Source organism: Mycolicibacterium rutilum, assembly GCF_900108565.1.
GTDB classification, from domain to species: domain Bacteria; phylum Actinomycetota; class Actinomycetes; order Mycobacteriales; family Mycobacteriaceae; genus Mycobacterium; species Mycobacterium rutilum.
Map to the genome: position 1 here is coordinate 3,137,154 of NZ_LT629971.1, position 23,861 is coordinate 3,161,014.

Consider the following 23,861-nt stretch of genomic DNA (forward strand, 5'->3'; position numbering starts at 1 on the left):
ACAGCACTGGCGGAAAACCGACATCGTCGTCGGCGAAGCAGGGCCGATGAATTCCACGGCCTGGTGCAGTCTGAAGTGCATGGGCAGACTCATCTATGGCTTCAACGTGTCGGTGGACGGTTACATCGCCGACGCGCAGGGCAACATCGACTGGTCCAATCCGAGCGAGGAACTCCACCAGTACTGGAACGACTTCGAACGCCAGACCGCCCTGTCCTTCTACGGCCGGCGACTCTACGAACTCATGGCCGGCTACTGGCCGACCGCCGACCAGGCTCCGGATGCCGGCCCCTTCGTCGTCGACTATGCCCGCACGTGGCGCGACATGCCCAAGGTCGTGTTCTCGCGCACGCTGGAGTCCGTCTACTGGAACTCTCGGCTGGAACGCCGCGACCCGGTCGAGGTCGTGACGGAACTGAAGGCCGAGACCGACGGCAACTTAGAGGTGGCAGGGGCGACACTGGCCGCGCCGATCGTGCAGGCAGGGCTTGTGGACGAATACCGCATCGTGATCGCGCCGACCGCCGTCGGCGGCGGGACCCCGTTCTTTCCGCCCCTGCCGTCCTGGATCTCGATGCGCCTGTTGGAGAACCGCACCTTTCCGTGCGGCACGGTGCTGCTGCGCTACGAGGCCAAGCGCGACTGACTGTTACCCGAGCGCTTCGAGATGGCGGCGGGCGAGTTGCCCGAGTTGCACGATGCCCTCGGCGATCTGGCGGGCCAGTTCGCTGGCGTCTCCGGGGATCCGGCCCTCGAGATTGCCGGTGCGCAACAGGGTGGCCAGGCCGTGCGACATCGACCATCCGGCGACGACGACGCCGGTGACATCCTGACCGGTGGGCGCATCCAGGCTGGTCCGGGCGCTGCCGTAGAGCAGTGCGAATGCCGCGTTGCGGGCCTCCATGAGCTCGGCATCATCATGGCGGTACAGATCGGGGCGAAACATCACCTCGTAGTGCCCGGGATGCTCGATCGCGAAGACGACGTAGGCGATACCGCCGGCAACGAAGGCGTCGCGTCCGACCGCTGCCGCCCCGATGGCCTTGGCGGCCAGCCGGAATCCTTCTGTCGCGACGGCGGTGAACAGCCCTGACTTGTCGCCGAACTGGTAAGCCAGCGCCGCGTGGGTCACTCCGGCGCGCCGCGCCACCTCCCGCATGCTGACCCCCGCGGCCCCGACCCGTCGCACCTCCCCGATAGCCGCCTCGATCGCCGCCTGCCGCAGGTTGCCGTGGTGATAGGAGCGCGAGTTCGCCACGGTGGGAGCGTAGACCAGAATCTGACCATTGATAAGTTCGACACGATCCGTCAAACTGACCACTGGTAAGTCTGCGGAGAAGGGGTGGTGGAGACGTTCGACGTCGTGATTGTCGGCGCGCGGTGCGCGGGCTCCCCGCTGGCGGCCATGCTCGCGCGGCGAGGCATGAGCGTGTGCCTGGTGGACAAGGCGCGGTTCCCCTCGGAGACGCCGTCGACGCATGTGATCCAGCCCTGCGGTGTCGCTGTTCTCGACCGCATCGGCGCGCTGGACCCGGTGTTGGCCGCCGGCACTGTGCCGATCGATCGCCTCACGCTGGTCAACGAGGGCGTGCGTATCGACGCCGAACTCGATCCCGACGTGTTCGCGCAGCCGGGGATGTGCGTGCGCCGAGTGACCCTCGACGCGGTGCTGGTCGACGCCGCCGCGGCCGCGGGCGCCGACGTGCGGAGCGGCGTCAAGGTGACCGGTCTGCTGACCGATGGCGGGCGGGTCGCCGGCGTCGAGACGGCGACGGGGCCCATCCGCGCGCGTCTGGTCGTCGGCGCGGACGGCCGGCAGTCGCGTGTGGCCGGCGCCGCCGACGCGCACGAGTACCTGGTCACCCCGGCCGGCCGCCTGCCGACCTGGGCCTACTTCGACGGTGTCGCCGAGCGCGAGGGCCGCCTGCGACTGGCGCGCATCGGCGAGTACGGCTTCCTGGCCAGCCCGACCGATTCCGGTCTCTACATGGCCTGTATCGCCCGCGGCGCCAATGCCGTGCGCGATACGACCTTCGATGCCGGCATCGCCCGCTGGCCCGAACTCGCCGACGTCCTGGCCGGTGCCCGACAGGTTGGACCGGTCCGGGTCATGACCAAGTGGCACGGCTACTTTCGTCGCGCCGCGGGACCCGGCTGGGTCCTCGTCGGCGATGCCGGGCACTTCAAGGACTTCACGCCCGCGCAAGGCATCGCCGACGCGCTCCGGCAGGCCGAGCGTCTTGCCGAGACCCTGCCCGACGACTTGACCGACCAACAGGCCGTGGACACAGCCACTCATCGTTACTGGCGGTGGCGTCACCACGATGCGCACGCGATGTACTGGTTCGCCACCGACATGGGCAAGCCCGGACCGCCGACCCCGCTGGTCACCCAGGTGCTTCGCGACATCGCCGCGGACCCGGACGCGACGACGACGCTGCTGCGGGTCCTCAACCACGAGGTCAGCCCCGGGCGGCTGCTCACCCCGCGGCGACTGGTCACCGCTGCCGCGCGAACGCTGCGCGATCGTCCCGACCAGATCGGTGCAACGAGCAAGGAGATCGCGACCGCGATCCGCGATCAGGTGAGCCGAACACGGGCCGGCCGAAACCTCACGCAATCGTTTCGGAAGGCTAACGATTGGGCCGCCCGGCGGCGTCGCGGCCGGCGCGCCGGCCGCGGACGTGGTGGCCTGGAACGCGATGTGGACTCGCACACTTTTCCTCGTTCCCACCGCCGTGACGGCGTGCTCACTGCTCGTCGTGCCTTCCGCCGGCGCCGCCCCGGCAGCCGACGCCCAGGGCTACGTCGACTCGACCGCCCGGTGCGCCCCTCCCAGTGACGTGGTCGTCTTCGGCAGCACGGCGGGCTCGCGGGTGGCGATCTGCGAATCGGCTGACGGCGACTACGAGTATCGCGGGGTTCGGCTTCGCGACGGTGCCCGATTGATCCTGCCCGCAACACAATCCGCCGACGGGTTCACCGCTGAGAACGACGGGATCACCTACACCGTGACCGACAGCGCCCTGACGGTCAGCGACGGTGCGCGCGTCATCCGCGAAGAGCCGATGGTGGACTTTCACGGAACCGAGTCCATCGGCTCGTCGGGCGCGTCCCCGCCACCCGCGTCATCCCCGACGCCCTCGACGCCCTTGCCGCCGCCGCTGCCCGCCGAAGTCGGCGGGAGTTGACCGGATTCTCCGTTGAGGCGCGTTCGCGCGACGGCGGCCGCACCGTCGCCGGTGATCAACCACAGCGTGGTCAGCTGAGCGATCAGCTCGTCGACGGTGATCGCCGCGGTGCCGTCGACGAACGCCAGGATCGCGTCGGCGGTGCCGCCGACCACGAACGCCGGCGCGATCAGTGCCAGCGGGTCGTGTTTGAGCTCCACGCCGTGCACCGCACGCGCATGCTCGATGAGCACCCCGGTCAGGCTGCGCATCACCGCGACCCGGTGCGCCCGCAACCCGGGAGTGGCGGCCACGCCACCCAGCAGGACCTTGGCCCGGCGCGGGTCGTCGACGAGGCTGTGCACCAGCACCTGAACGCCGGCAAACGCTTGCTGCTCAAGGGGTTTGGCCGCCACTTCGGCAACGGCCGCCACCGTCGCGTCCCGCACGGCCGCGGCGACGTCGTCGATCACCGCTTCGGCGACCGCGTCGACCTCGCCGAAACTCTCGTAGAAATAGCGCTTGTTCAGGCCGGCATCGGCGCACAGCCGCTCGACGGTGACGTCTCGCCACTCGTCGCGACCCATGATGTCGAGGGCGGCCTCGAGCAGTCGCGCCCGGCGTTGCTGCTGCCGCTCCGCACCGGAAACACCGCCGTAGCTGCGCGGTGAGGACGAGCCCATCGCTCGATCGTCGCACCATTGACAACGCTTCGACAAAACTGGCACGGTTACGTACCAGATAGTCGACGAAGGGATCGGTCGATGCTCAACCTCCTGGACCCGCCGACCTCACTGACCGAGGCGCGACAACGGCTCCAGGGCATCGGCGCGACGGTCAACGACCGCTGGCCCACCCGCGACCGTCCGCTGGCGGTGCCGCCCGCCGGATCCGGGCTGCGGCCGGTGATGGGCAACTACGGCATGCCCTACCTCGGCCACGTCCTGTCCACCCTCGTCGACCCGCTGGAGTTCGCGCGGCGCCGGTACGCCAGGTACGGCCCGGTGTCGTGGGCCGGCGGCGTGGGTTTCCGCGTCGTCGCGCTGCTGGGACCCGAAGCGCTGGAAGCGGCGTGGGTCAACCGCGACAAGGCGCTGTCGAGCACCCGCGGGTGGCAACCGGTGATCGGTCCGTTCTTCCACCGCGGCATCATGCTGCTGGACTTCGAGGAGCATCGCGACCACCGGCGCATCATGCAGCGGGCGTTCACGCGCACGGCGCTGAACACCTATCTCGCCGACACCGCCGACGGCGTCGACCGCGCGCTCGCGAAATGGCGTGGCGCCGATCGCTTCCCGATGTATCCGTCGATCAAACAGCTGCTGCTGCAACAGGCCGCCGAGGTGTTCGTCGGCACCGAACTCGGGGTGGAGTCCGACCAACGCATCGAGGACTTCCACCACACCGTGCACGGTGGCCAGGCAATCGTCCGCGCGGACGTGCCCGGCGGCACGTGGGCGCGCGGACTGCGGGCCCGCGAACGCCTGGAGCGGTATTTCGGCGACCAGATCGCGCAGCGTCGCCGCGCCGACGGCACCGACCTGTTCTCGATGTTGTGCCGCAGCGAATCCGAAGACGGACAACGCTTCACCGACGCCGACATCGTCAACCACATGATCTTCCTGTTGATGGCCGCCCACGACACCACAGCCATCGCACTGTCGATGCTGGCCTACGAGCTAGGACGAAACACCAAGTGGCAGGACGCTCTTCGCGAGGAGGCGGTCGCCCGACCGATCGAGTCGCCCACCCTTGACGACCTCGAGGACTACCGGATGCTCGACGCCGCGTTCAAGGAAGTGCTGCGGATGTATGCGCCCGCCGGCACGCTGTTCCGTCAGGCCATCCGCGACACCGAAATCTGCGGTCACTTCATCCCGCGCAAGAGCCAGATCGCGATCAGCGTGCACGCCTCGATGCGGCTGTCGGATTGGTGGCCTGACCCCGACACCTTCGACCCGTCCCGGTTCACCGACGCCGCGAACCGGGCGGCGGTCAACCGGTACGCGTTCGCGCCCTTCGGGGGTGGTGCGCACAAGTGCATCGGCCAGCAGTTCGCCGACATGACGGTCAAGACGGTCATGCACAAACTTCTGCGCGGCTTCCGGTGGACGGTGCCCGACGGTTACCGCGTCCCGCTCACCTGGGGGACCGGGCCCACGCCGGCCGACGATCTGCCGATCCACCTGGAACTCCTCGATACGTAGCACGGCCGCCACGGTGGCGCCTATGGTGATCGCACACTTCATTGAAGGAGGACGACGTGGCGGAGTCCGTCGAGACCTTGATGCGGTCCAACCTGCTGGAGGTCTTCAACGAGCGCGATGAAAGCAAGCGGCGCGCCGCCATCGACCGCACCTACGCCGACGACGTCCGCTGGACCGACTCGGACGGCGTCACCACCGGCAAGGAAGCGTTGGAAGCGAAGTGCGTCGCACTGCAAAACGCGCTCGGCGCACAGCAATTCGTCGCTGACGGTCCGGTGCATGAATTGCCCGGCTTCGGTCACCTGGCGTGGCGACTCGTCGACCCCGCCGACGGCGAACCGAGAATGACGGGTTTCGACGTCGCAATCGTCGCCGATGGACTGATCACCGATCTGTTCACCGTGCTGATCCCGCCCACCTCTTGACCGCTCACCCGACGCGCTTTCGGTACGTCACGGTCGACGGCCGGGAGGTCTTCTACCGTGAGGCCGGCCCGCCCGACGCGCCGGCCGTGCTGCTGCTGCACGGCTTCCCGTCATCGTCGCGGATGTGGCAGCCGCTGATCGACCGGCTCGCCGATCGTTGGCACCTGATCGCTCCCGATTATCCTGGCTTCGGGCACAGCGAAGCGCCGCCCACCACCGAGTTCGACTACACCTTCGACCACATCGCCGACATCGTCGAGCTCTTCACCGACCGGCTCGGCCTGGACCGCTACACCCTCGTCATGCAGGACTACGGCGGACCCGTCGGCATGCGCCTCGCGACGCGCGATCCCGAGCGGGTGCGGGCCCTGATCGTGCAGAACGCCGTCTGTCACGAGGACGGCCTCGGTCCGCTGTGGGATACCCGAAAAGCGTTCTGGGCCGACCGATCTCGCTACGAGGCTGAGTTGCGGGAGAACTTCTTCTCCTACCACGCCACCCGCCTGCGCCACGTCGGCCACAGCCCCGACGCAGAGCGCTACGACCCCGATCTGTGGACCGACGAGCTGGCGTTCCTCGACCGGCCCGGACAGCGCGACATCCAAACCGACCTGTTCTACGACTACCGCACCAACGTCGCGAGCTACCCGACCTGGCAGCGATGGCTTCGCGACAACCAGCCGCCCCTGCTCGTCGTGTGGGGCCGCTACGACCCGTCGTTCCAAGCGGCCGAGGCCGACGCGTACCGCCGCGACGTGCCCACCGCCGAGGTCCACGTCATCGACGCCGGGCACTTCGCGCTCGACGAGGCACCCGGGGTCGTCGCCGACTTGTGCCGCGGCTTCCTCGAGCGGAGCGCTACGGACCGAACATGACCGCCACCGCGGTCGCGAGCGACGCCATGGTCTTCTCCCGCTCGTCACCCATTCCGACCAACGCGTCGACCGCCAGTGGGCCGAGGATCTGACTCATTCCGTGGCCTTCGTGGCCGAAGAAGCCCGCCATCTCCAACAGCACCGTGCCGTGGTTGATGCTCCACATGCGTCCCGCGATCGCTGCTTCATCGTCGTCGCGGATGCGCCCGGCCGCGATCATCCGGCGCACCGCGATGAGCAACGCCTCGAACGACACCGCCCACTCCGCGCGGGCGCTGGCGCTGCCGGTGACCGTCAGGTCGGCGTGAAAACGGTTCAACGACTCCGCCGAGGTACCGAACATCAGTTGATAGCGCTGCGGATTGGCGAGCGCGAACTCGCGATAACGCATGCCCAGTACGAAGAAGTCGGCCACCGGATCGTCGGACTCGTCGATGGTCAGCGCACGCGTGAACCGGACGAAGGCCTCGCTGGCGATCGCCTCGATGAGCCCGGACATGCCGCCGAAATGCGTATAGACCGCCATGGTCGACGTGCCGGTCTCCGCGGCGAGCTTGCGGGCGCTCAGTGCGGCCAGGCCGTCGCGCTCGAGGACCTGGATGCCGGCCTCGACCAACTGCTCACGCGGACTACTCATCCTTGCCATCGTGCCATAACAGTGTTATACAGAGGCGGTCATAACACTGTTATGGGGGAGTCGACATGGCGAATCGCTATCTCGAAGGCGCGTTCGCGCCGATCGCCGAGGAGTTCACGCTCACCGACCTCGACGTCACCGGCACCATCCCGCAGCATCTGGACGGGCGCTATCTGCGCAACGGACCCAACCCGGTCGGTGAACTCGACCCCGACCTGTATCACTGGTTCATCGGCGACGGCATGGTGCACGGCATCCGGATCCGCGACGGCAAGGCCGAGTGGTATCGCAACCGGTGGGTCCGCGGCCCCCAGACCGCACGCGCCCTGGGGGAGAAGCCGCCGAGCGGCCACTTCCCGGTGTCCGGGATCGGCGCCAACACCAACGTCATCGGTCACGCGGGCAAGATCCTGGCACTGATCGAATCCGGCGTCACCAACATGGAACTCACCGACGAGCTGGACACCGTCGGCGCCTGCGACTTCGACGGGACACTCGCCGGCGGGTACACCGCGCACCCCAAACGTGACCCCGACACCGGCGAACTGCACGCCGTCTCCTACCACGTGTACGGAGGAAACACGGTGCAGTACTCGGTGATCGGCGTCGACGGCCGGGCACGCCGCGTCGTCGACGTGAAGGTGGCGGGCGCACCGATGATGCACGACTTCTCGCTGACCGAGAACCACGTCGTGTTCTACGACCTGCCGGTCACGCTCGACGCCAACCAGATGGTGCAGATGGGCGTTCCGAAAGCGCTGCGCCTGCCCGCCCGACTCATGTTGTCCGCCTTGATCGGTCGGATCCGCATCCCGGACCCGATCGCCGCGCGGCAACCGATTCGCGGAACCGCCGACCGCCGATACCCGTACTCGTGGAACCCGAAGTACCCCGCCCGCGTCGGTGTGATGCCCCGCGACGGCGACAACTCCGACGTGCGCTGGTTCGACGTCGAACCGTGCTACGTGTTCCATCCGATGAACGCCTACGACGAGGGCGAGACCATCGTGCTGGATGTCGCGCGCCACCCGAAGATGTTCGACCACAATCGGCTCGGACCCGACGAGGGACCGCCGACACTCGATCGCTGGGTCGTCGACCTCGCCGACGGCAAGGTGCGCGAGTCGCGCATCGACGATCGCGGCCAGGAGTTCCCGCGTGTCGACGAACGCCGCGTCGGCAAGCGCCACCGATATGGGTACACGCCGGCGTTCTCCGACGGTGAGGGCAGCGACACTCTGCTCAAGCACGACTTCGTCGGCGCCGGGTCGGCGCAGCGGTCGTTCGGGGACGGGAAGATCGTCGGGGAGTTCGTGTTCGAGCCGTCCTCGCCGGATGCGGCCGAGGACGACGGCGTGTTGATGGGCTACGTCTACGACAAGCGGACCGACCGCAGCGAACTGGCGATCCTCGACGCGCAGACCCTGCAGGACGTCGCGAGTATCAAACTGCCGCACCGCGTGCCCGCTGGGTTCCACGGCAACTGGGTGCCCGCCTAGACTCCCCACATGGCCGAACTGGTGCAGCGGTACCTGGACCAGATTCGCGCCCAACACGCCCACGACCCCGACGGGGCGCTGGCCGACTACATCCCCGAACTCGCCAGGGTGGATCCCGACAGATTCGGCCTGTCGCTGTCATTGGCTGACGGCTATGTTTACGAATCAGGCGACGCTGCACTCGAATTCACGATCCAGTCGGTGTCCAAGCCGTTCACCTACGCACTGGCGCTCGACTGCATCGGCGCGGCCGCCGTCGACGCCAAGATCGGTGTCGAACCGTCCGGTGAGGCGTTCAACGAGATCAGTGTCGACGAGGACACCAAGATCCCGAAGAACCCGATGATCAACGCCGGCGCGATCGCGGCCGTGTCCCTGGTCCCGGGCGCCTCGGCCGATGACCGGTTCAACCGGATCCGCGAGTTCTACTCCGCGTGCGCGGGTCGCGACCTCGCGGTCGACGAGGACGTCTACACCTCGGAGAAGGCCACCGGGGCCCGCAATCGCGCAATCGCCTACATGCTGCAGAGTTTCGGCGTTCTCGACGGCGACCCCGACGAGAGCCTCGACGTCTACTTCCGGCAGTGCTCGATCACGGTGACCACCTCGCCCGGATGGCCGCGACACTGGCCCGCGGAGGTGTCGACCCCGTGCAGGGACGACGGCTGATCGGCCCGTCGGTGGTGCAACGCACCCTCAGCGTGATGGTCACCTGCGGGATGTACGACGCGGCGGGGGACTGGGTGAGCGCAGTCGGCCTGCCCGCGAAAAGTGGTGTGGGCGGAGGCATCACAGCGGTGCTGCCGGGTCAACTCGGAATCGGTGTCTACTCACCGCTTCTGGACGACAAGGGCCACAGCGTGCGCGGTGTGCGGGTGTGTCGCTCGCTGTCGGAGAACCTCGGGCTGCACTTCCTGTCGGTCCCGCGTGAATCGCGCTCGACGATCCGGGCGGCCTACGACGCCGCCCCTGGTGTACGGGTCTACGAGCTGCACGGCGACCTGCTGTTCGCCGGCGCCGAGCGGGTGCTGCGCACGCTGGAGCGCGAATGCGGTGACTTCGATGTGGCCGTGCTGGAGTTGTCGCGCGTCGACGACATCGACGACGCCGCCCGGCGCATGCTCGCCGGTATGCGCGAATCGCTCGGCATCCTGGGCAAGCAGGGTTACGTCGTCGACCCCGACGGTGATCTCGGTGCCGATCCGGATCAGGTGTTCAGCACCGTGGACGAGGCGCTGGCCGCGCACGCCTCAGGCGGGTAGGGCCAGTCGGGTCGGCTCGTCGTGCCCGCGCAGCGTCACCGAGTCACCCAGCGTCCAATGCCCGCGCTCGGACTCGGTGGCGGCCGACACCGCATCCGCGGACGCCAGCAGGTGCCCCGGCGTCTCCTTGGCCAACTCGCACAGCCGCGCGGCTTCGTTGACCGGTTCACCGATCACGGTGTACTCGAAACGTTCTCTGGCGCCGACGTTTCCGGCCACGGCCTCGCCGGCGGCCACCCCGATGCCCGCGTCGAATTCGGGCACTTCCTGGTGGATGCGCCGGGCGATCGCCCGCGCGGCGGCCAGCGCCGAGTCCTCCGGGTTCTCGAGACGCACCGGAGCGCCGAACACCGCGAGCGCACCGTCACCCTCGAACTTGTTGACGAAGCCTTGGTGGTTGTCGACTTCCTCGACGACGACCGCGAAGAACCGGTTGAGCAGGTCGACCACCTCGGTCGCGCGCTTGGCCGTCACCAACTTCGTCGATCCGATGATGTCGACGAAGATCACGGCGACGTGCCGCTCCTCGCCGCCGAGTTTGGGCCGCTGCTTCTCCGCCTCGGCAGCGACGTCCCGCCCGACGTGGCGGCCGAAGATGTCGCGCAGGCGCTCGCGTTCCTTGAGGCCCTGCACCATCGAGTTGAATCCGCGCTGCAGTTCGCCGAGTTCGGTGCCGTCGAAGACGACGAGATCACAGTCCAGGTCGCCCTCTTCGACATGCTTGAGAGCCGAGCGCACGACGCGTACCGGAGTGGCGATGAGCCACGACAGCAGCCACATCAGGATCAAGCCGAAAGCCAGCGCGACCACCGCGATGATCATCACGGCCACCGCGAACTGGGTCGCGGTGAGGTTCCGCAACGCCAGGGCGAAAACCGCCAACAAGAGGATGCCGAGCACAGGCACCCCGGAACTCAGCAGCCAGACGGTCATCGTTCGGCCCATGACGCCATGCGCGAGTCGGCGGGGTGGGCGACCGGCCTCGAGCGCCTGGGCAGCGATCGGTCGGAGAGCGAACTCGGTGATCATGTAGCAGGCGGTCGCCACGATGATGCCCGGAAAGCCCACGGCGAGGAGGAATCGAGGGATGAACGCCGAATTCTGCATGCCGTAGAGCAGGGTCAACAGCGCCGTGCCGATGCCCCAGAGCAGGAGCAGCTTTTGGGCGACCCGCCACGGTGCGAGGAACACGTTGCGCTGGTCGGCTTGGGTCGGAGCTCGTTCCTCGATGGCCCACCGCAGGGAACCGACGGTCCGCGAGGTGATCCACGCCGTACCCAAGACCAGGGCGCTGAGCATGTAGGCAGGGACGACACCCCAGGTCAGCCATCCGGGTGCGTCGGTGAACACACTCGGCACCGGGATCGCGACCCCGTTGAGCAGCAGCGAGACGGCGATGCCGAGGATGTTGGTGAAGAGTATGAAGAACGTCAGGATGACCTGGATGCGGACTCGTCGGCGCCGCTGACTCTCCTCCGGTTTGCCGAGTAACCATGACCCGTACTCCGGGGTGGTGGCCAGCCGACCGCTCTGCCGGGTGACCCTCTCCAGGACGCGGCCCAGCCGATGCGCAACGCTCCGTGTGGCCGTCATCGTGCCTGCAGCCTAATTCGCCGGAGCGGCGCCTAAGGTGGTCGGGTGCGTCTCGTGATCGCCCAGTGCACTGTTGACTACGTCGGACGTCTGACCGCACATCTACCGTCGGCGCGGCGCCTGCTGCTGATCAAGGCCGACGGTTCGGTGAGCGTGCACGCCGACGACCGCGCCTACAAGCCGCTGAACTGGATGAGCCCGCCGTGCCGGCTCACCGAGGACGACTCGGGCCCGATGCCGGTCTGGGTGGTCGAGAACAAGACCGGCGAACAGCTGCGGATCACCGTCGAGGCCATCGAACACGACTCCAGCCACGAACTCGGCGTCGATCCCGGCCTGGTCAAGGACGGCGTCGAGGCCCACCTGCAGGAGCTGCTGGCCGAACACGTCGAGCTGTTGGGCGCCGGGTACACCCTGGTGCGGCGCGAGTACATGACCGCCATCGGGCCCGTCGACCTGCTGTGCCGCGACGAGAACGGCGGATCGGTGGCCGTGGAAATCAAGCGCCGCGGCGAGATCGACGGGGTCGAGCAGCTCACCCGCTACCTCGAACTGCTCAACCGCGACACCCTGCTCGCGCCGGTGGCGGGGATCTTCGCCGCCCAGCAGATCAAGCCGCAGGCCCGCACGCTGGCCACCGATCGCGGCATCCGCTGCGTGACGCTGGATTACGACCAGATGCGCGGGATGGACAACTCCGAGTTCCGGTTGTTCTGATGCCGCGCAGGCGTCGGCCGCACGGTCCACCACCTCGGCTGCCCGCCCCGCGGCGCATCGAGACCGGGCCGGACGGATACGACTACGAGGTGCGTCCGGTTCCCGCGGCGCGTGCGGTCAAGACCTACCGCTGCCCGGGCTGTGATCACGAGATCCGGCCTGGGACAGCACATCTGGTGGTATTCCCGGCGGATATGGGTGAGGGCGCGGTCGACGACCGCCGCCACTGGCACACCCCGTGCTGGACGCACCGGGCCACCCGCGGCCCGACACGCAAGTGGTCCTAGTGTTCGTCGGCGGCCGGCTCGACCAGCTCGACGAGGACGCCGCCGGCGTCCTTGGGGTGGATGAAGTTGATGCGCGAGTTCGCGGTGCCGCGACGCGGCGCGTCGTAGAGCAGGCGGACGCCGTCGGCGCGGAGGCGCTCGCTGAGCGCGTCGATGTCGCTGGTGCGGTACGCCAACTGCTGCAAGCCCGGCCCGCGCTTGTCGATGAACTTCGCGATGGTCGAGGTCTCGTCCAGCGGCGACATCAGCTGGATCTGGGCGCTGCCGACGGCCGCGCCGCGCACGGAGAGCATGGCCTCGCGGACGCCCTGCTCCTCGTTGATCTCCTCGTGCAGCACGATCATGCCGAGGTGGTCGTGGTACCACTTGATGGCGGCGTCGAGGTCCGGCACCGCGATCCCCACGTGGTCGATCGCCGTCACCAGGGCGCTGGCGAGCGCTGGACGTGCGTCTACGTGTTCAGTGGTCATAACGTAACGGTAACCTTGAGACAGATGTTTGCGGAATGTGTCATGGCACACAGTCGTATACCCAGTCCCGAGAGGAAATAATGACGACATCGGTAATCGTTGCCGGAGCACGCACGCCCGTCGGCAAGCTCATGGGGTCGCTGAAGGACTTCTCGGGCAGCGACCTGGGTGCCATCGCGATCAAGGGTGCCCTGGAGAAGGCGAACGTGCCCGCCTCCGCGGTCGAGTACGTGATCATGGGGCAGGTGCTCACCGCCGGTGCGGGCCAGATGCCGGCCCGCCAGGCCGCCGTGGCCGCGGGCATCGGCTGGGATGTGCCGTCGCTGACGATCAACAAGATGTGCCTGTCGGGCATCGACGCGATCGCGCTGGCCGACCAACTGATCCGGGCCGGTGAGTTCGACGTCGTCGTCGCCGGTGGCCAGGAGTCGATGACCCAGGCGCCGCACCTGCTGGTCAACAGCCGGTCGGGTTACAAGTACGGCGACGTCACCGTGCTCGACCACATGGCCTACGACGGGCTGCACGACGTGTTCACCGATCAGCCGATGGGCGCGCTGACCGAGCAGCGCAACGACGTCGACCAGTTCACCCGCGCCGAGCAGGACGAGTTCGCGGCCCGGTCGCACCAGAAGGCCGCCGCGGCGTGGAAGGACGGCGTCTTCGCCGACGAGGTCGTGCCGGTGTCGATCCCGCAGCGCAAGGGCGACCCGCTGGAGTTCAACGAGGACGAGGGCATCCGGGCCAACACCACCGCCGAGTCGCTGGCGGGGCTCAAGCCCGCCTTCCGCAAGGACGGCACCATCACCGCGGGATCGGCCTCGCAGATCTCCGACGGTGCCTGTGCGGTCGTCGTGATGAACAAGGCCAAGGCTGAGGAGCTGGGCTTGACCTGGCTGTGCGAGATCGGTGCCCACGGTGTGGTCGCCGGACCCGACTCGACGCTGCAGTCGCAGCCCGCCAACGCGATCAAGAAAGCCGTTGCACGCGAGGGGATCTCGCTGGACAAGCTCGACGTGCTCGAGATCAACGAGGCGTTCTCCGCGGTGTCGCTGGCTTCGACCAAGGAGTTGGGCGTCGATCCGGAGAAGGTGAACGTCAACGGCGGTGCGATCGCGATCGGTCACCCCATCGGCATGTCCGGTGCGCGCATCACGCTGCACGCCGCCCTGGAGTTGGCCCGTCGCGGTTCGGGCTACGCGGTCGCGGCGCTGTGCGGCGCGGGCGGTCAGGGCGACGCGCTGATCCTGCGTCGGCCGTAGCGTCTACGACGTCACGTAGTAATAAGGCGGTTTTTCGGGCACAATGGCGGCCATGACTAGCGCCTTCGATCTGCGATCCGTCGCCGGCCGGTTCCGTGTGGTCGCCCTGCTGGAAGCGGTCAGCTGGGTGGGACTGCTGATCGGGATGTACTTCAAGTACCTCGGCACGCCGCGCACCGAGATCGGCGTCAAGATCTTCGGTCCGGCGCACGGCGCAGTGTTCGTCGCCTTCGTGGTGGCCGCGTTCCTGGCCGGCATCGCGTTCACCTGGGCGGCCGGCACGTGGCTGCTCGCGATCGTCGCGAGCATCGTGCCGCTGGGCAGTGTGATCTTCCTCATGTGGGCGGACCGCACCGGCCGGATGGGTGAGGCCGCCGCGGTGGCCGCGATGTCGCAACCAGGGCAGCCAGCACCGGAAACGACGTGACAAACTTGAGTGCGTGAGTCGTCCACGCCCTCCCATCGCGGCCTCCATGGCCGGCGCGGTTGATCTGTCAGCCCTCAAGCAGCGTCCGTCAAGTGACGGTGGCGGGTCCGCCCCGCCCGGGGGAGTCGAGGTCACCGAGGCCAACCTCGAGAACGAGGTGCTGGTCCGGTCCAACCAGGTGCCGGTCGTCGTGCTGCTGTGGTCGCCGCGCAGCGAAACCAGCGTCCAGTTGGGTGACGCGCTCGCCGCGCTGGCTGGGTCCGACGGCGGCAAGTGGTCGCTGGCCACGGTGAACGTCGACGCCGCTCCGCGGGTGGCGCAGATGTTCGGCGTGCAGGCGGTGCCGACGGTGGTGGCGCTGGCCGCCGGGCAACCGCTCTCGAGCTTCCAGGGCATGCAGCCGCCAGAGCAGTTGCGCCGCTGGATCGACTCGATACTCAACGCGGTCGCGGGCAAGCTGCCCGGCGCCGGTGACGGCGACGAACCCGAGCAGGTCGATCCCGCGCTCGCCCAAGCGCGTTCGCATCTCGACGCCGGCGAGTTCGACGCCGCCGCCGCGGCGTATCAGGCCATCCTCGACGCGAACCCCAACCACGCCGAGGCCAAGGGCGCGGTGCGCCAGATCGCATTCCTGCAGCGCGCCAGCTCGCGCGCTCCCGGCGCGATCGTCGCCGCCGACGCCGCACCCGACGACATCGAGGTGGCGTTCGCCGCCGCCGACGTCGAGATCCTGCAGCAGCAGATCGGCGCCGCGTTCGATCGGCTGATCGGTCTGATCAAGCGGACCGCGGGCGACGACCGCACCAAGGTGCGCACCCGGTTGATCGAGTTGTTCGACCTGTTCGACCCGGCGGATCCCGAAGTGATCGCGGGCCGCCGCAAGCTGGCCAACGCGCTCTACTGAGTCCCCGGCCGGTTCATCGAAACCGACGAATTGGCGGATTTGCGGCGTGTTTTTCCGCCAATTCGTCGGTCTCGGCGCGATGTGACCCGGCGCTAGTCCTCGGGTGTGTACTCGAACCACAGCGCGGCCAGCGGCGGCAGCACCATGACCGCGGATGCGGGCCGACCGTGCCACGGCTCGTCGGTCGCCTCGACGGCACCGTAGTTGCCGATGCCCGACCCGTTGTAGATGTCGGCATCGGTGTTGAGCACCTCGTGCCAGGTGCCGACGTGCGGCAGACCCAGCCGGTAGCGGCTGTGCTCTGAACCCGAGAAATTGAACACGCACGCGAGGACGGACCCGTCGTCGCCGTAGCGCAGGAAGCTCAGCACGTTGTTGGCCGAGTCGTTGGCGTCGATCCACGAGTAGCCCTCGGGCCGGGTGTCCTGCGACCACAGCGAGCGCCTGCTCTGGTAGATGGCGTTCATGTCGCGCACCATCCGCTGGATACCGGTCGAAAAGCTGTTCTCGTCGAGCTGATACCAGTCGACGCCGCGTTCCTCGGACCACTCGGCGCGCTGGCCGAACTCCTGGCCCATGAACAGCAGCTGCTTGCCGGGGTGCGCCCACTGGTAGGCCAGCAGCCCGCGCAGCCCGGCGGCCTTGCGGTGATCGTCACCGGGCATCCGGCCCCACAGCGTGCCCTTGCCGTGCACGACCTCGTCGTGGCTGATGGGCAGCACGTAGTTCTCGCTGAACGCGTACAGCATCGAGAACGTGATCTCGTGGTGGTGATAGCTGCGGTGGATCGGGTCACGCTTGACGAACTCAAGCGTGTCGTTCATCCAGCCCATGTTCCACTTCATCGAGAAACCAAGGCCGCCAAGGTTCGTCGGCCGCGTCACGCCGGGCCACGAGGTGGACTCCTCGGCGATCGTCACGATGCCGGGCGCGGCCTTGTGCACGGTCGCGTTCATCTCCTGCAGGAACTGCACGGCCTCGAGGTTCTCGCGGCCACCGTAGATGTTCGGTGTCCAGCCGCCCTCGGGCCGCGAATAGTCGAGGTAGAGCATCGAAGCGACCGCGTCGACCCGCAGGCCGTCGATGTGGTACTCCTGCAACCAGTACAGGGCGTTGGCGACCAGGAAGTTGCGCACCTCGGCCCGGCCGAAGTCGAACACGTAGGTGCCCCAGTCCAATTGCTCGCCGCGGCGTGGATCGGAGTGCTCGTAGAGCGCGGTCCCGTCGAAGCGGCCGAGCGCCCACGCGTCCTTGGGGAAGTGGGCGGGCACCCAGTCCATGATCACGCCGATGCCGGCCTGGTGCAGCGTGTCGACCAGGTGCCGGAACTCGTCGGGCGTGCCGAGCCGGGACGTCGGCGCGTAGTACGACGTCACCTGGTAGCCCCAGGAGCCGCCGAACGGATGCTCGGCGACCGGCATCAACTCGACGTGGGTGAAGCCGTTCTCGACGACGTATTCGGTCAACTGCGTGGCCAGTTCGCGGTAGCTCAGCCCGGGCCGCCACGACATCAGGTGCACCTCGAGCGTGCTCATCGGCTCGAACACCGGGTTCTGGGCGGCGCGCTGCGCCATCCAGTCCTGGTCCTCCCAGGTGTACTCGCTCTTGGTCACCTTCGACGCGGTCTTCGGCGGGACCTCGGTCGCGAACGCCATCGGGTCGGCGCGCTCGCTGACCGAGCCGTCGGCGCCGTGGATGCGGAACTTGTAGAGCCCGCCGATCTCGAAGCCGGGCCAGAACACCTCCCACACACCGGTCGAGCCCAGCGCCCGTAGTTGAGCTTCGTTGCCGTCCCAGTGGTTGAACTCGCCGATCAGGCTGACGCCCTTGGCGTTCGGCGCCCACACCGCGAACGACACCCCGTCGACCACACCGTCAGGGGTGGTGTAGCGGCGCGGGTGCGCACCGAGGATCTCCCACAGCCGTTCGTGCCTGCCCTCGGAGAACAGGTGCAGGTCCACCTCGCCGAGCGTGGGCAGAAACCGGTAGGCGTCGGCCACCTTGTGCACCCCGTCGGAGTACTGCACCTCGAGCCGGTAGTCGGCGAGCCCGGTGAACGGCAGCGCGACCGCGAACAACCCGGATTCGATGTGCTGGAACACATGACGCTCACCACCGACGAGCGCGATCACCTCGACCGCGTGTGGCCGGTAGGCGCGGATCACCGTGTGGTCGTCGTACTCGTGAGCACCGAGAATCGAGTGCGGGTCGTGGTGCTCACCGGCCAGCAGTCGGTTGAGGTCGGCGGTGTGCGGCCGCAGATGCGGGCTGCTCGCCTGGGTGGTCTGCGTCATGTTCTCACTCCCTACGCAGCAAATTGAGTCGTTGGTCGGCGGGTACTTGCGGCATGTTGAAGATGTGGGCCACTGCCCGCGCCGGTTCCAGGCGCACGTAATTGGCCTGGCCCCACTGGTATTCGTCCCCGGTGATCTCGTCGCGCACCCAGAACCGGTCGAACGGCTCCATTCCGAGCGCGCCCATGTCGAGCCACGTCGTCCCCTCCTCGGCGCCGAACGGGTTGAGCGTGACCACCACCAGCACCTGGTCACCGGAGACCGGGTCGAACTTGCTGTACGCCAGCAGCGCGTCGTTGTCGACGTGGTGGAACTTGATGGTGCGCAGCTCGTGCAGGGCGGGGTGCACCTTGCGAATCTCGTTGAGCCGGGTCAAGAACGGCTCCAGCGACTCACCGTCGGCCAGCGCGGCGTCGAAGTCGCGCGGGCGCAGTTCGTACTTCTCGGAGTTGAGGTACTCCTCGCTGCCCTCACGCACCGGGCGGTGCTCGTAGAGCTCGAAGCCCGAGTACACCCCCCACGCCGAACTCATCGTCGACGCGAGCACCGCGCGGATCGCGAACATGCCCGGGCCGCCGTGCTGCAGGCTCTCGTGCAGGATGTCGGGGGTGTTGACGAACAGGTTCGGGCACGCGTAGTCGGCGTGCTCGGCGATCTGCTCGCCGAACTCCGTGAGCTCCCACTTGGCGGTGCGCCAGGTGAAATACGAATACGACTGCGTGAAGCCGAGTTTGGCCAGCCCGTAGAGCCGCGCCGGGCGGGTGAACGCCTCGGACAGGAACAGCACGTCGGGGTCTTCGTTCTTCACCTGCCCGATCAGCCAGGCCCAGAAGTTCGGCGGCTTGGTGTGCGGATTGTCGACCCGGAAAATCTTGACGCCGTGGGCGATCCAGTGCCGCACCACGCGCAGCACCTCTTCGTAGAGGCCCGCCGGGTCGTTGTCGAAGTTCAGCGGGTAGATGTCCTGATACTTCTTCGGCGGGTTCTCCGCGTAGGCGATCGTGCCGTCGGGCAGCACGGTGAACCACTCCGGGTGGTCCTTGGCCCACGGATGGTCGGGTGCACACTGCAGCGCGAGGTCGAGCGCTACCTCCATGCCCTCGTCGCGCGCGGCGGCGACGAAGTCGTCGAAGTCGGCGAGGGTGCCCAGATCCGGGTGCACGGCGTCGTGGCCGCCCTCGTCGCTGCCGATCGCCCACGGGGAGCCCACATCGTTGGGGGCCGCGGTCACGCTGTTGTTGCGGCCCTTGCGGTGCACCTTGCCGATCGGATGGATCGGCGGCAGGTAGACGACGTCGAACCCCATCCGCGCGATGCGGGGCAGCGCTTTGGTCGCGGTCGCGAAGGTGCCGTGGACCGGGTTGCCCTTTGCGTCCCAGCCGCCGGTGGAGCGCGGGAAGAACTCGTACCAGGAGCTGAACCGGGCCTGCCGGCGGTCGACCCAGATGCCGTACTGCTCGCCGCGGGTGACCAGCTCACGCAGCGGATAGGCGTCGAGCAACTCGGTGACCTCCAGGGCCAGCGCCGCGCCGGCCCTGGTGAAGGGGTCGCCGGGCTGGCGCAGCTGCGCGGCCGCCTCGATCAGCGGATAGCGGTGCTGGCGGGGGACGCCCGTCGAGGCGCGTTCGAGCAGCTTCGCGCCGACCAGCAGGTCGTTGGACAGCTCGGCTTCGCTCTGCCCGGCGTCGAGTTTGGCGGTGACGTTCTTGCGCCAGGTCGCCAGCGGGTCACCCCACCCGTCGACCCGGAACGTCCACAGGCCGGGGCAGTCGGGGGTGAACGCGCCGTGGAAGACGTCGGGGGTGCGGCCGGTGGACATCGGCAGGTGCTGTGGCTTCCGGCGCGGCGACGCCCCGACCACAGTCTCGATCGGCACCGGCTCGACCGACTTCACCAGGCCGGGCGGATCCGCGGCGAGCTGGGGGTAGCTGGCGCCGTGATAGCGCACGACGAGAGTGGCTGCGACGGCGTCGTGGCCTTCGCGCCAAACGGTGGCGCTGACCGGCACGATCTCGCCGACGACCGCCTTGGCCGGATACCGCCCATGCGATACGACAGGCTGGACGTCGTCGATTCCGATACGACCGGCCACCTACCACTCCTTCATCTGGCGCGGCCACCGGAGTGCGCCGTCGGCGCCGCCGACGTGGCCGCTGTGTCGACTTCACAGTCGCGTTCAATAAGCCTCGTCGCGCCCTATACCCACCGTAATGCTCACCCCAACCCAAAGCGGCCGAAGCAGTCCGACCGCGAGGACTGCGCAGCGCCCGATAGTCAGTAAGGTTGAGTCGCGTGAAAGCTCTCCGCAGGTTCACCGTCCGCGCCCACCTGCCCGACCGGCTCGCCGCGCTCGAACGGCTGTCGATCAATCTGCGGTGGTCGTGGGACCGCCCCACCCAGGACCTGTTCGAGGCGATCGATCCGGAGCTGTGGAAGCGGGTCGGCTGTGATCCTGTCGGCCTTCTCGGCCTGGTCAGCCCCAAACGGCTCGACGAGCTGGCCGCCGACGAATCGTTCCTGCGCCGGCTCGACGGCTTGACCGGCGATCTCGACGACTATCTGAGCCGGCCGCTGTGGTACCAGCAGGAAGTCGAAAACGGCGCGCAGTTGCCCAACGGCATCGCGTACTTCTCGATGGAGTTCGGCGTCGCCGAGTCGCTGCCCAACTACTCGGGCGGGCTGGGCATCCTCGCCGGCGACCACCTCAAGGCCGCCTCCGATCTCGGGCTGCCGCTGATCGCCGTCGGGCTGCTGTACCGCTCGGGGTACTTCCGGCAGTCGCTGACCGCTGACGGCTGGCAGCACGAGAGCTACCCGTCGCTCGATCCGCAGGGCCTGCCGCTGCGGCTGCTGACCGACCGCGGGGGCGACCCGGTGCTGATCTCGGTCGCGATGCCGGGCGACAACCAGTTGCGCGCACGGGTCTGGATCGCCCAGGTCGGCCGGATCCCGCTGCTACTGCTCGACTCCGACGTCCCGGAGAACGACCACGATCTGCGCGGGGTCACCGACCGGCTCTACGGCGGCGACCAGGAGCACCGCATCAAGCAGGAGATCCTCGCCGGTGTCGGCGGCGTTCGGGCGATCCGGGCGTTCACCGAACTGGAGGACAGGCCCTCGCCGGAGGTGTTCCACATGAACGAGGGCCACGCCGGCTTCCTCGGGGTGGAACGCATCCGCGAATTGATCGACGCCGGACTGGATTTCGACACCGCACTGACCGTGGTGCGGTCCTCGACGGTGTTCACCACCCACACCCCGGTGCCCGCCGGCATCGACCGGTTCCCGGTCGAGATGGTCAAACGGTACTTCGGCGGTTCCACCGACGGACCGTCGGGCGCGATGTCGCGGATGCTGCCGGGCCTGCCGCTGGACCGCATCGTCGCGTTCGGCGAGGAGGACGATCCGACCAAATTCAACATGGCGCACATGGGGCTTCGGTTGGCGCAGCGCGCCAACGGCGTCTCCCAGCTGCACGGCCGGGTGAGTCGGGAGATGTTCAACGAACTGTGGCCGGGTTTCGACCCCGCCGAGGTGCCGATCGGTTCGATCACCAACGGTGTGCACGCGCCGACCTGGGCCGCCCCGCAGTGGGTGGAACTGGGCCGCGAACTGCTGGGCAGCGAGGATCTGAGCAGCGCCCGCGAACCCGCCGCCTGGGAGCGCCTGCACCAGGTCGATCCCGGGCACATGTGGTGGATCCGGTCGCAGCTGCGTGAGCAACTGGTGCACGACGTGCGTGCGCGGCTGCGCCGCTCGTGGCTGGAACGTGGCGCGTCGGAAGCCGAACTGGGTTGGATTGCAACGGCATTCGACCCCGATGTGCTGACGATCGGGTTCGCCCGACGGGTGCCGACCTACAAGCGGCTGACCTTGATGCTGCGCGACCCGCAGCGCCTGGAACAGTTGCTGCTCAACCCGGACCGGCCGATCCAGCTGATCGTCGCGGGCAAGTCGCATCCCGCTGACGAGGGTGGCAAGGCGCTGATCCAGCAGGTGGTGCGGTTCGCCGACCGGCCCGAGGTGCGGCACCGCATCGCGTTCTTGCCCGACTACGACATGTCGATGGCGCGGCAGCTGTACTGGGGTTGCGATGTGTGGCTGAACAATCCGCTGCGGCCGCTGGAGGCGTGCGGCACGTCGGGGATGAAGAGCGCGCTCAACGGCGGGCTGAACCTGTCGATCCGCGACGGCTGGTGGGACGAGTGGTTCGACGGCGAAAACGGTTGGGAAATCCCGACCGCCGACGGGTTGGCCGACGAGAACCGCCGCGACGACCTCGAGGCCGCGGCCCTCTACGACCTGCTGGAGAACTCGGTGACACCGAAGTTCTACGACCGCGACGAGCGCGGCGTGCCCACCCGGTGGGTCGAGATGGTGCGCCACACGTTGATCGCGCTCGGACCGAAGGTGCTGGCCTCGCGGATGGTCCGCGACTACACCGAGAAGTACTACGCGCCGGCCGCGCAGTCGGTGCGCCGCACTGTCGAGCCCGCCGGCGACGGCCAACCGTTCGGGGCGGCACGGGATTTGGCGGGTTACCGGCTGCGGGTGCAGGAGTCGTGGCCGAAGGTCCAGATCACCGACGTCGACAGCTACGGACTGCCCGACACCCCGCTGCTGGGCTCGGAGCTCACGCTGACCGCGACGGTGCACCTGGCCGGGCTGCGGCCCGACGAGGTCGTCGTGCAGGCGGTGCTGGGCCGTGTCGACGCCTCCGATGTGCTGGTCGACCCCGCGACCGTCCCGATGACGCACACCGGCACCGCCGACGGCGGCAACGAGATCTTCTCGGCGACCGCGCCGCTGCCGGTTGCCGGTCCTGTCGGTTACACCGTGCGGGTGCTGCCGCATCATCCGCTGCTGGCCGGTGACAACGAGCTCGGCCTCGTCACGCTCGCGTGACATCCGCGCTGAAGGTCGCGCTCGACGGCGGCCCCTACGGGATCACGTCGGGTCCCGACGGCGCGCTGTGGGTGACGCTGGCGCAGGCCGGCGCGATCGCCCGAGTCACCCGCACCGGCGAGACGACGGTGTATCCGCTGGATCCGCAGTGCCGCCCGATGATCATCACGACGGGACCCGACGGAGCCCTGTGGTTCAGCCGCGGCGACAACCGCATCGGGCGGATCACCACGACCGGGGAGACCGGCACGTTCGACCTGCCCGACGGCAGCGATCCCTACGGCATCACCGCGGGCCCGGACGGCGCGCTGTGGTTCACGGCGATGACCTCCGGCGAGATCGGCCGCATCTCGGTCGACGGCGAGATCACCAGTCAGGCCGTGGTCGGCGGGATGCCGTCGATGATCACGACCGGCCCCGACGGGGCGCTGTGGTTCACGCTCAACGGAACCGGCGCCGTCGGCCGCCTGACCGTCGCCGGTGAGCTGACGGTGCGCGGAACCCCCACTGCCGGTTCGGGTCCCGTCGGCATCGCCGCGACCCACGACGACGCGGTGTGGTTCACCGAGATCCGCGCCGAGCGGCTGGGCCGGATCCCGATGCGCGATGCGATCCAGGAGATCGAACTCCCCGGCAAGCCGCATGCGGTGATCGCCGATCCTGACGACGGCGTCTGGGTGACGCTGTGGGGTTCGAGCCAGCTGGCCCGGGTCGGCGGCGACGGGGACATCGTGACGATCGACCTGCCGCGCGACAGCGAACCGCACGGGCTCGCCGTCGACGCCGACGGCGCGGTGTGGGTCGCGCTGGAGTCGGGGTTCGTCCTGCGCATGCCGTCCTGACCGCCCAACCGTCAATTTGGGGACATCTGTCCGGCGGGCAAACGGCTCGCGGTAGGTTCCGAAGCGTTGCTAACGACTGGAGGGC

The 23,861-nt window shown here is 68.3% G+C and carries 21 protein-coding genes and 1 pseudogene; 15 read left to right on the plus strand and 7 right to left on the minus strand.

Annotation, left to right across the window (positions count from 1 at the left end):
- Positions 1-79: 79 nt before the first annotated feature.
- The gene (locus BLW81_RS15310; RefSeq protein WP_083407900.1) at positions 80-646 is read left to right on the plus strand and encodes a dihydrofolate reductase family protein; all 567 of its coding nucleotides are present in this window, start codon (positions 80-82) and stop codon (positions 644-646) included.
- 3 nt (positions 647-649) lie between these two features.
- Here BLW81_RS15310 and BLW81_RS15315 read toward each other — a convergent pair whose 3' ends face one another.
- Positions 650-1,258: a TetR/AcrR family transcriptional regulator gene (locus BLW81_RS15315; RefSeq protein ID WP_083410565.1), complete on the minus strand. Its 609-nt coding sequence runs from the start codon at positions 1,256-1,258 to the stop codon at positions 650-652.
- 87 nt (positions 1,259-1,345) lie between these two features.
- On the opposite strand from BLW81_RS15315, the gene BLW81_RS15320 reads away from it, so the two are divergent.
- Together BLW81_RS15320 and BLW81_RS29980 are read left to right on the plus strand one after the other, a co-directional pair.
- A complete protein-coding gene (locus BLW81_RS15320) occupies positions 1,346-2,842 on the plus strand; it encodes an FAD-dependent oxidoreductase (protein WP_157897705.1) in 1,497 nt (498 codons plus the stop codon).
- Positions 2,763-3,191, plus strand: coding sequence for a hypothetical protein (locus tag BLW81_RS29980; RefSeq protein ID WP_235632011.1), 429 nt, complete (start codon positions 2,763-2,765; stop codon positions 3,189-3,191). The genes BLW81_RS15320 and BLW81_RS29980 overlap by 80 nt, the downstream gene beginning before the upstream one ends.
- Here the strand turns inward: BLW81_RS29980 and BLW81_RS15330 are convergent.
- Entirely contained in the window at positions 3,080-3,853 is a 774-nt protein-coding gene (locus BLW81_RS15330; protein ID WP_322788745.1) for a TetR/AcrR family transcriptional regulator, read from the minus strand. The two genes, BLW81_RS29980 and BLW81_RS15330, sit on opposite strands and share 112 nt — an antisense overlap.
- Before the next feature lie 81 nt (positions 3,854-3,934).
- Here BLW81_RS15330 and BLW81_RS15335 point away from each other — a divergent pair, with 81 nt between their 5' ends.
- The 3 genes from BLW81_RS15335 to BLW81_RS15345 are packed head-to-tail and all read left to right on the plus strand — an operon-like array spanning position 3,935 to position 6,677.
- Positions 3,935-5,377: a cytochrome P450 gene (locus BLW81_RS15335; RefSeq protein ID WP_083407902.1), complete on the plus strand. Its 1,443-nt coding sequence runs from the start codon at positions 3,935-3,937 to the stop codon at positions 5,375-5,377.
- A gap of 56 nt (positions 5,378-5,433) precedes the next feature.
- Positions 5,434-5,802, plus strand: a complete 369-nt coding sequence (locus BLW81_RS15340) for a nuclear transport factor 2 family protein (RefSeq protein WP_157897706.1) — start codon at positions 5,434-5,436, stop codon at positions 5,800-5,802.
- Positions 5,799-6,677 (plus strand): alpha/beta fold hydrolase, encoded by an 879-nt coding sequence (locus BLW81_RS15345; protein ID WP_157897707.1) that lies wholly within the window; start codon positions 5,799-5,801, stop codon positions 6,675-6,677. The genes BLW81_RS15340 and BLW81_RS15345 overlap by 4 nt, the downstream gene beginning before the upstream one ends.
- Here the strand turns inward: BLW81_RS15345 and BLW81_RS15350 are convergent.
- Entirely contained in the window at positions 6,661-7,314 is a 654-nt protein-coding gene (locus BLW81_RS15350) for a TetR/AcrR family transcriptional regulator (RefSeq protein WP_083407904.1), read from the minus strand. The genes BLW81_RS15345 and BLW81_RS15350 overlap by 17 nt on opposite strands.
- Positions 7,315-7,379: 65 nt before the next feature.
- Between BLW81_RS15350 and BLW81_RS15355 the strand changes: the two genes are divergently transcribed.
- Positions 7,380-8,813, plus strand: a complete 1,434-nt coding sequence (locus BLW81_RS15355; RefSeq protein ID WP_083407905.1) for a carotenoid oxygenase family protein — start codon at positions 7,380-7,382, stop codon at positions 8,811-8,813.
- Between the two features lie 9 nt (positions 8,814-8,822).
- Positions 8,823-10,075, plus strand: a pseudogene (gene glsA / locus BLW81_RS15360) (glutaminase A).
- Here the strand turns inward: glsA and BLW81_RS15365 are convergent.
- Positions 10,064-11,668 (minus strand): adenylate/guanylate cyclase domain-containing protein, encoded by a 1,605-nt coding sequence (locus tag BLW81_RS15365; protein ID WP_083407906.1) that lies wholly within the window; start codon positions 11,666-11,668, stop codon positions 10,064-10,066. The pseudogene glsA and the gene BLW81_RS15365 overlap by 12 nt on opposite strands.
- Before the next feature lie 45 nt (positions 11,669-11,713).
- Here BLW81_RS15365 and nucS point away from each other — a divergent pair, with 45 nt between their 5' ends.
- Both nucS and BLW81_RS15375 read left to right on the plus strand, forming a co-directional pair.
- Positions 11,714-12,385 (plus strand): endonuclease NucS, encoded by a 672-nt coding sequence (gene nucS, locus BLW81_RS15370; RefSeq protein WP_083407907.1) that lies wholly within the window; start codon positions 11,714-11,716, stop codon positions 12,383-12,385.
- Entirely contained in the window at positions 12,385-12,672 is a 288-nt protein-coding gene (locus tag BLW81_RS15375) for an Rv1322 family protein (protein ID WP_083407908.1), read from the plus strand. Before nucS ends, BLW81_RS15375 begins: the two co-directional genes overlap by 1 nt.
- Here the strand turns inward: BLW81_RS15375 and mce are convergent.
- Positions 12,669-13,142, minus strand: a complete 474-nt coding sequence (gene mce, locus BLW81_RS15380; RefSeq protein ID WP_083407909.1) for a methylmalonyl-CoA epimerase — start codon at positions 13,140-13,142, stop codon at positions 12,669-12,671. The genes BLW81_RS15375 and mce overlap by 4 nt on opposite strands.
- Positions 13,143-13,222: 80 nt before the next feature.
- On the opposite strand from mce, the gene BLW81_RS15385 reads away from it, so the two are divergent.
- Genes BLW81_RS15385 through BLW81_RS15395 form a run of 3 tightly spaced genes read left to right on the plus strand, consistent with a single transcriptional unit; the run spans position 13,223 to position 15,735 of the window.
- Positions 13,223-14,404, plus strand: a complete 1,182-nt coding sequence (locus BLW81_RS15385) for an acetyl-CoA C-acetyltransferase (protein WP_083407910.1) — start codon at positions 13,223-13,225, stop codon at positions 14,402-14,404.
- Positions 14,405-14,447: 43 nt separating this feature from the next.
- Positions 14,448-14,831: a DUF3817 domain-containing protein gene (locus tag BLW81_RS15390; protein ID WP_157897708.1), complete on the plus strand. Its 384-nt coding sequence runs from the start codon at positions 14,448-14,450 to the stop codon at positions 14,829-14,831.
- 13 nt (positions 14,832-14,844) lie between these two features.
- Positions 14,845-15,735 (plus strand): tetratricopeptide repeat protein, encoded by an 891-nt coding sequence (locus BLW81_RS15395; RefSeq protein ID WP_197680321.1) that lies wholly within the window; start codon positions 14,845-14,847, stop codon positions 15,733-15,735.
- 92 nt (positions 15,736-15,827) lie between these two features.
- On the opposite strand, the gene glgB is transcribed toward BLW81_RS15395, so the two are convergent.
- Both glgB and BLW81_RS15405 read right to left on the minus strand, forming a co-directional pair.
- On the minus strand, positions 15,828-18,029 hold the full coding sequence (glgB, locus tag BLW81_RS15400) for a 1,4-alpha-glucan branching protein GlgB (protein WP_083407912.1): 2,202 nt from the start codon (positions 18,027-18,029) through the stop codon (positions 15,828-15,830).
- Between the two features lie 4 nt (positions 18,030-18,033).
- Positions 18,034-20,121: an alpha-1,4-glucan--maltose-1-phosphate maltosyltransferase gene (locus BLW81_RS15405; protein WP_083407913.1), complete on the minus strand. Its 2,088-nt coding sequence runs from the start codon at positions 20,119-20,121 to the stop codon at positions 18,034-18,036.
- A 200-nt stretch (positions 20,122-20,321) separates the two neighbouring features.
- Here BLW81_RS15405 and BLW81_RS15410 point away from each other — a divergent pair, with 200 nt between their 5' ends.
- A complete protein-coding gene (locus tag BLW81_RS15410) occupies positions 20,322-22,934 on the plus strand; it encodes a glycosyltransferase family 1 protein (protein WP_083407914.1) in 2,613 nt (870 codons plus the stop codon).
- Positions 22,931-23,776 (plus strand): virginiamycin B lyase family protein, encoded by an 846-nt coding sequence (locus BLW81_RS15415; RefSeq protein WP_083407915.1) that lies wholly within the window; start codon positions 22,931-22,933, stop codon positions 23,774-23,776. The genes BLW81_RS15410 and BLW81_RS15415 overlap by 4 nt, the downstream gene beginning before the upstream one ends.
- Positions 23,777-23,861 lie beyond the last annotated feature (85 nt).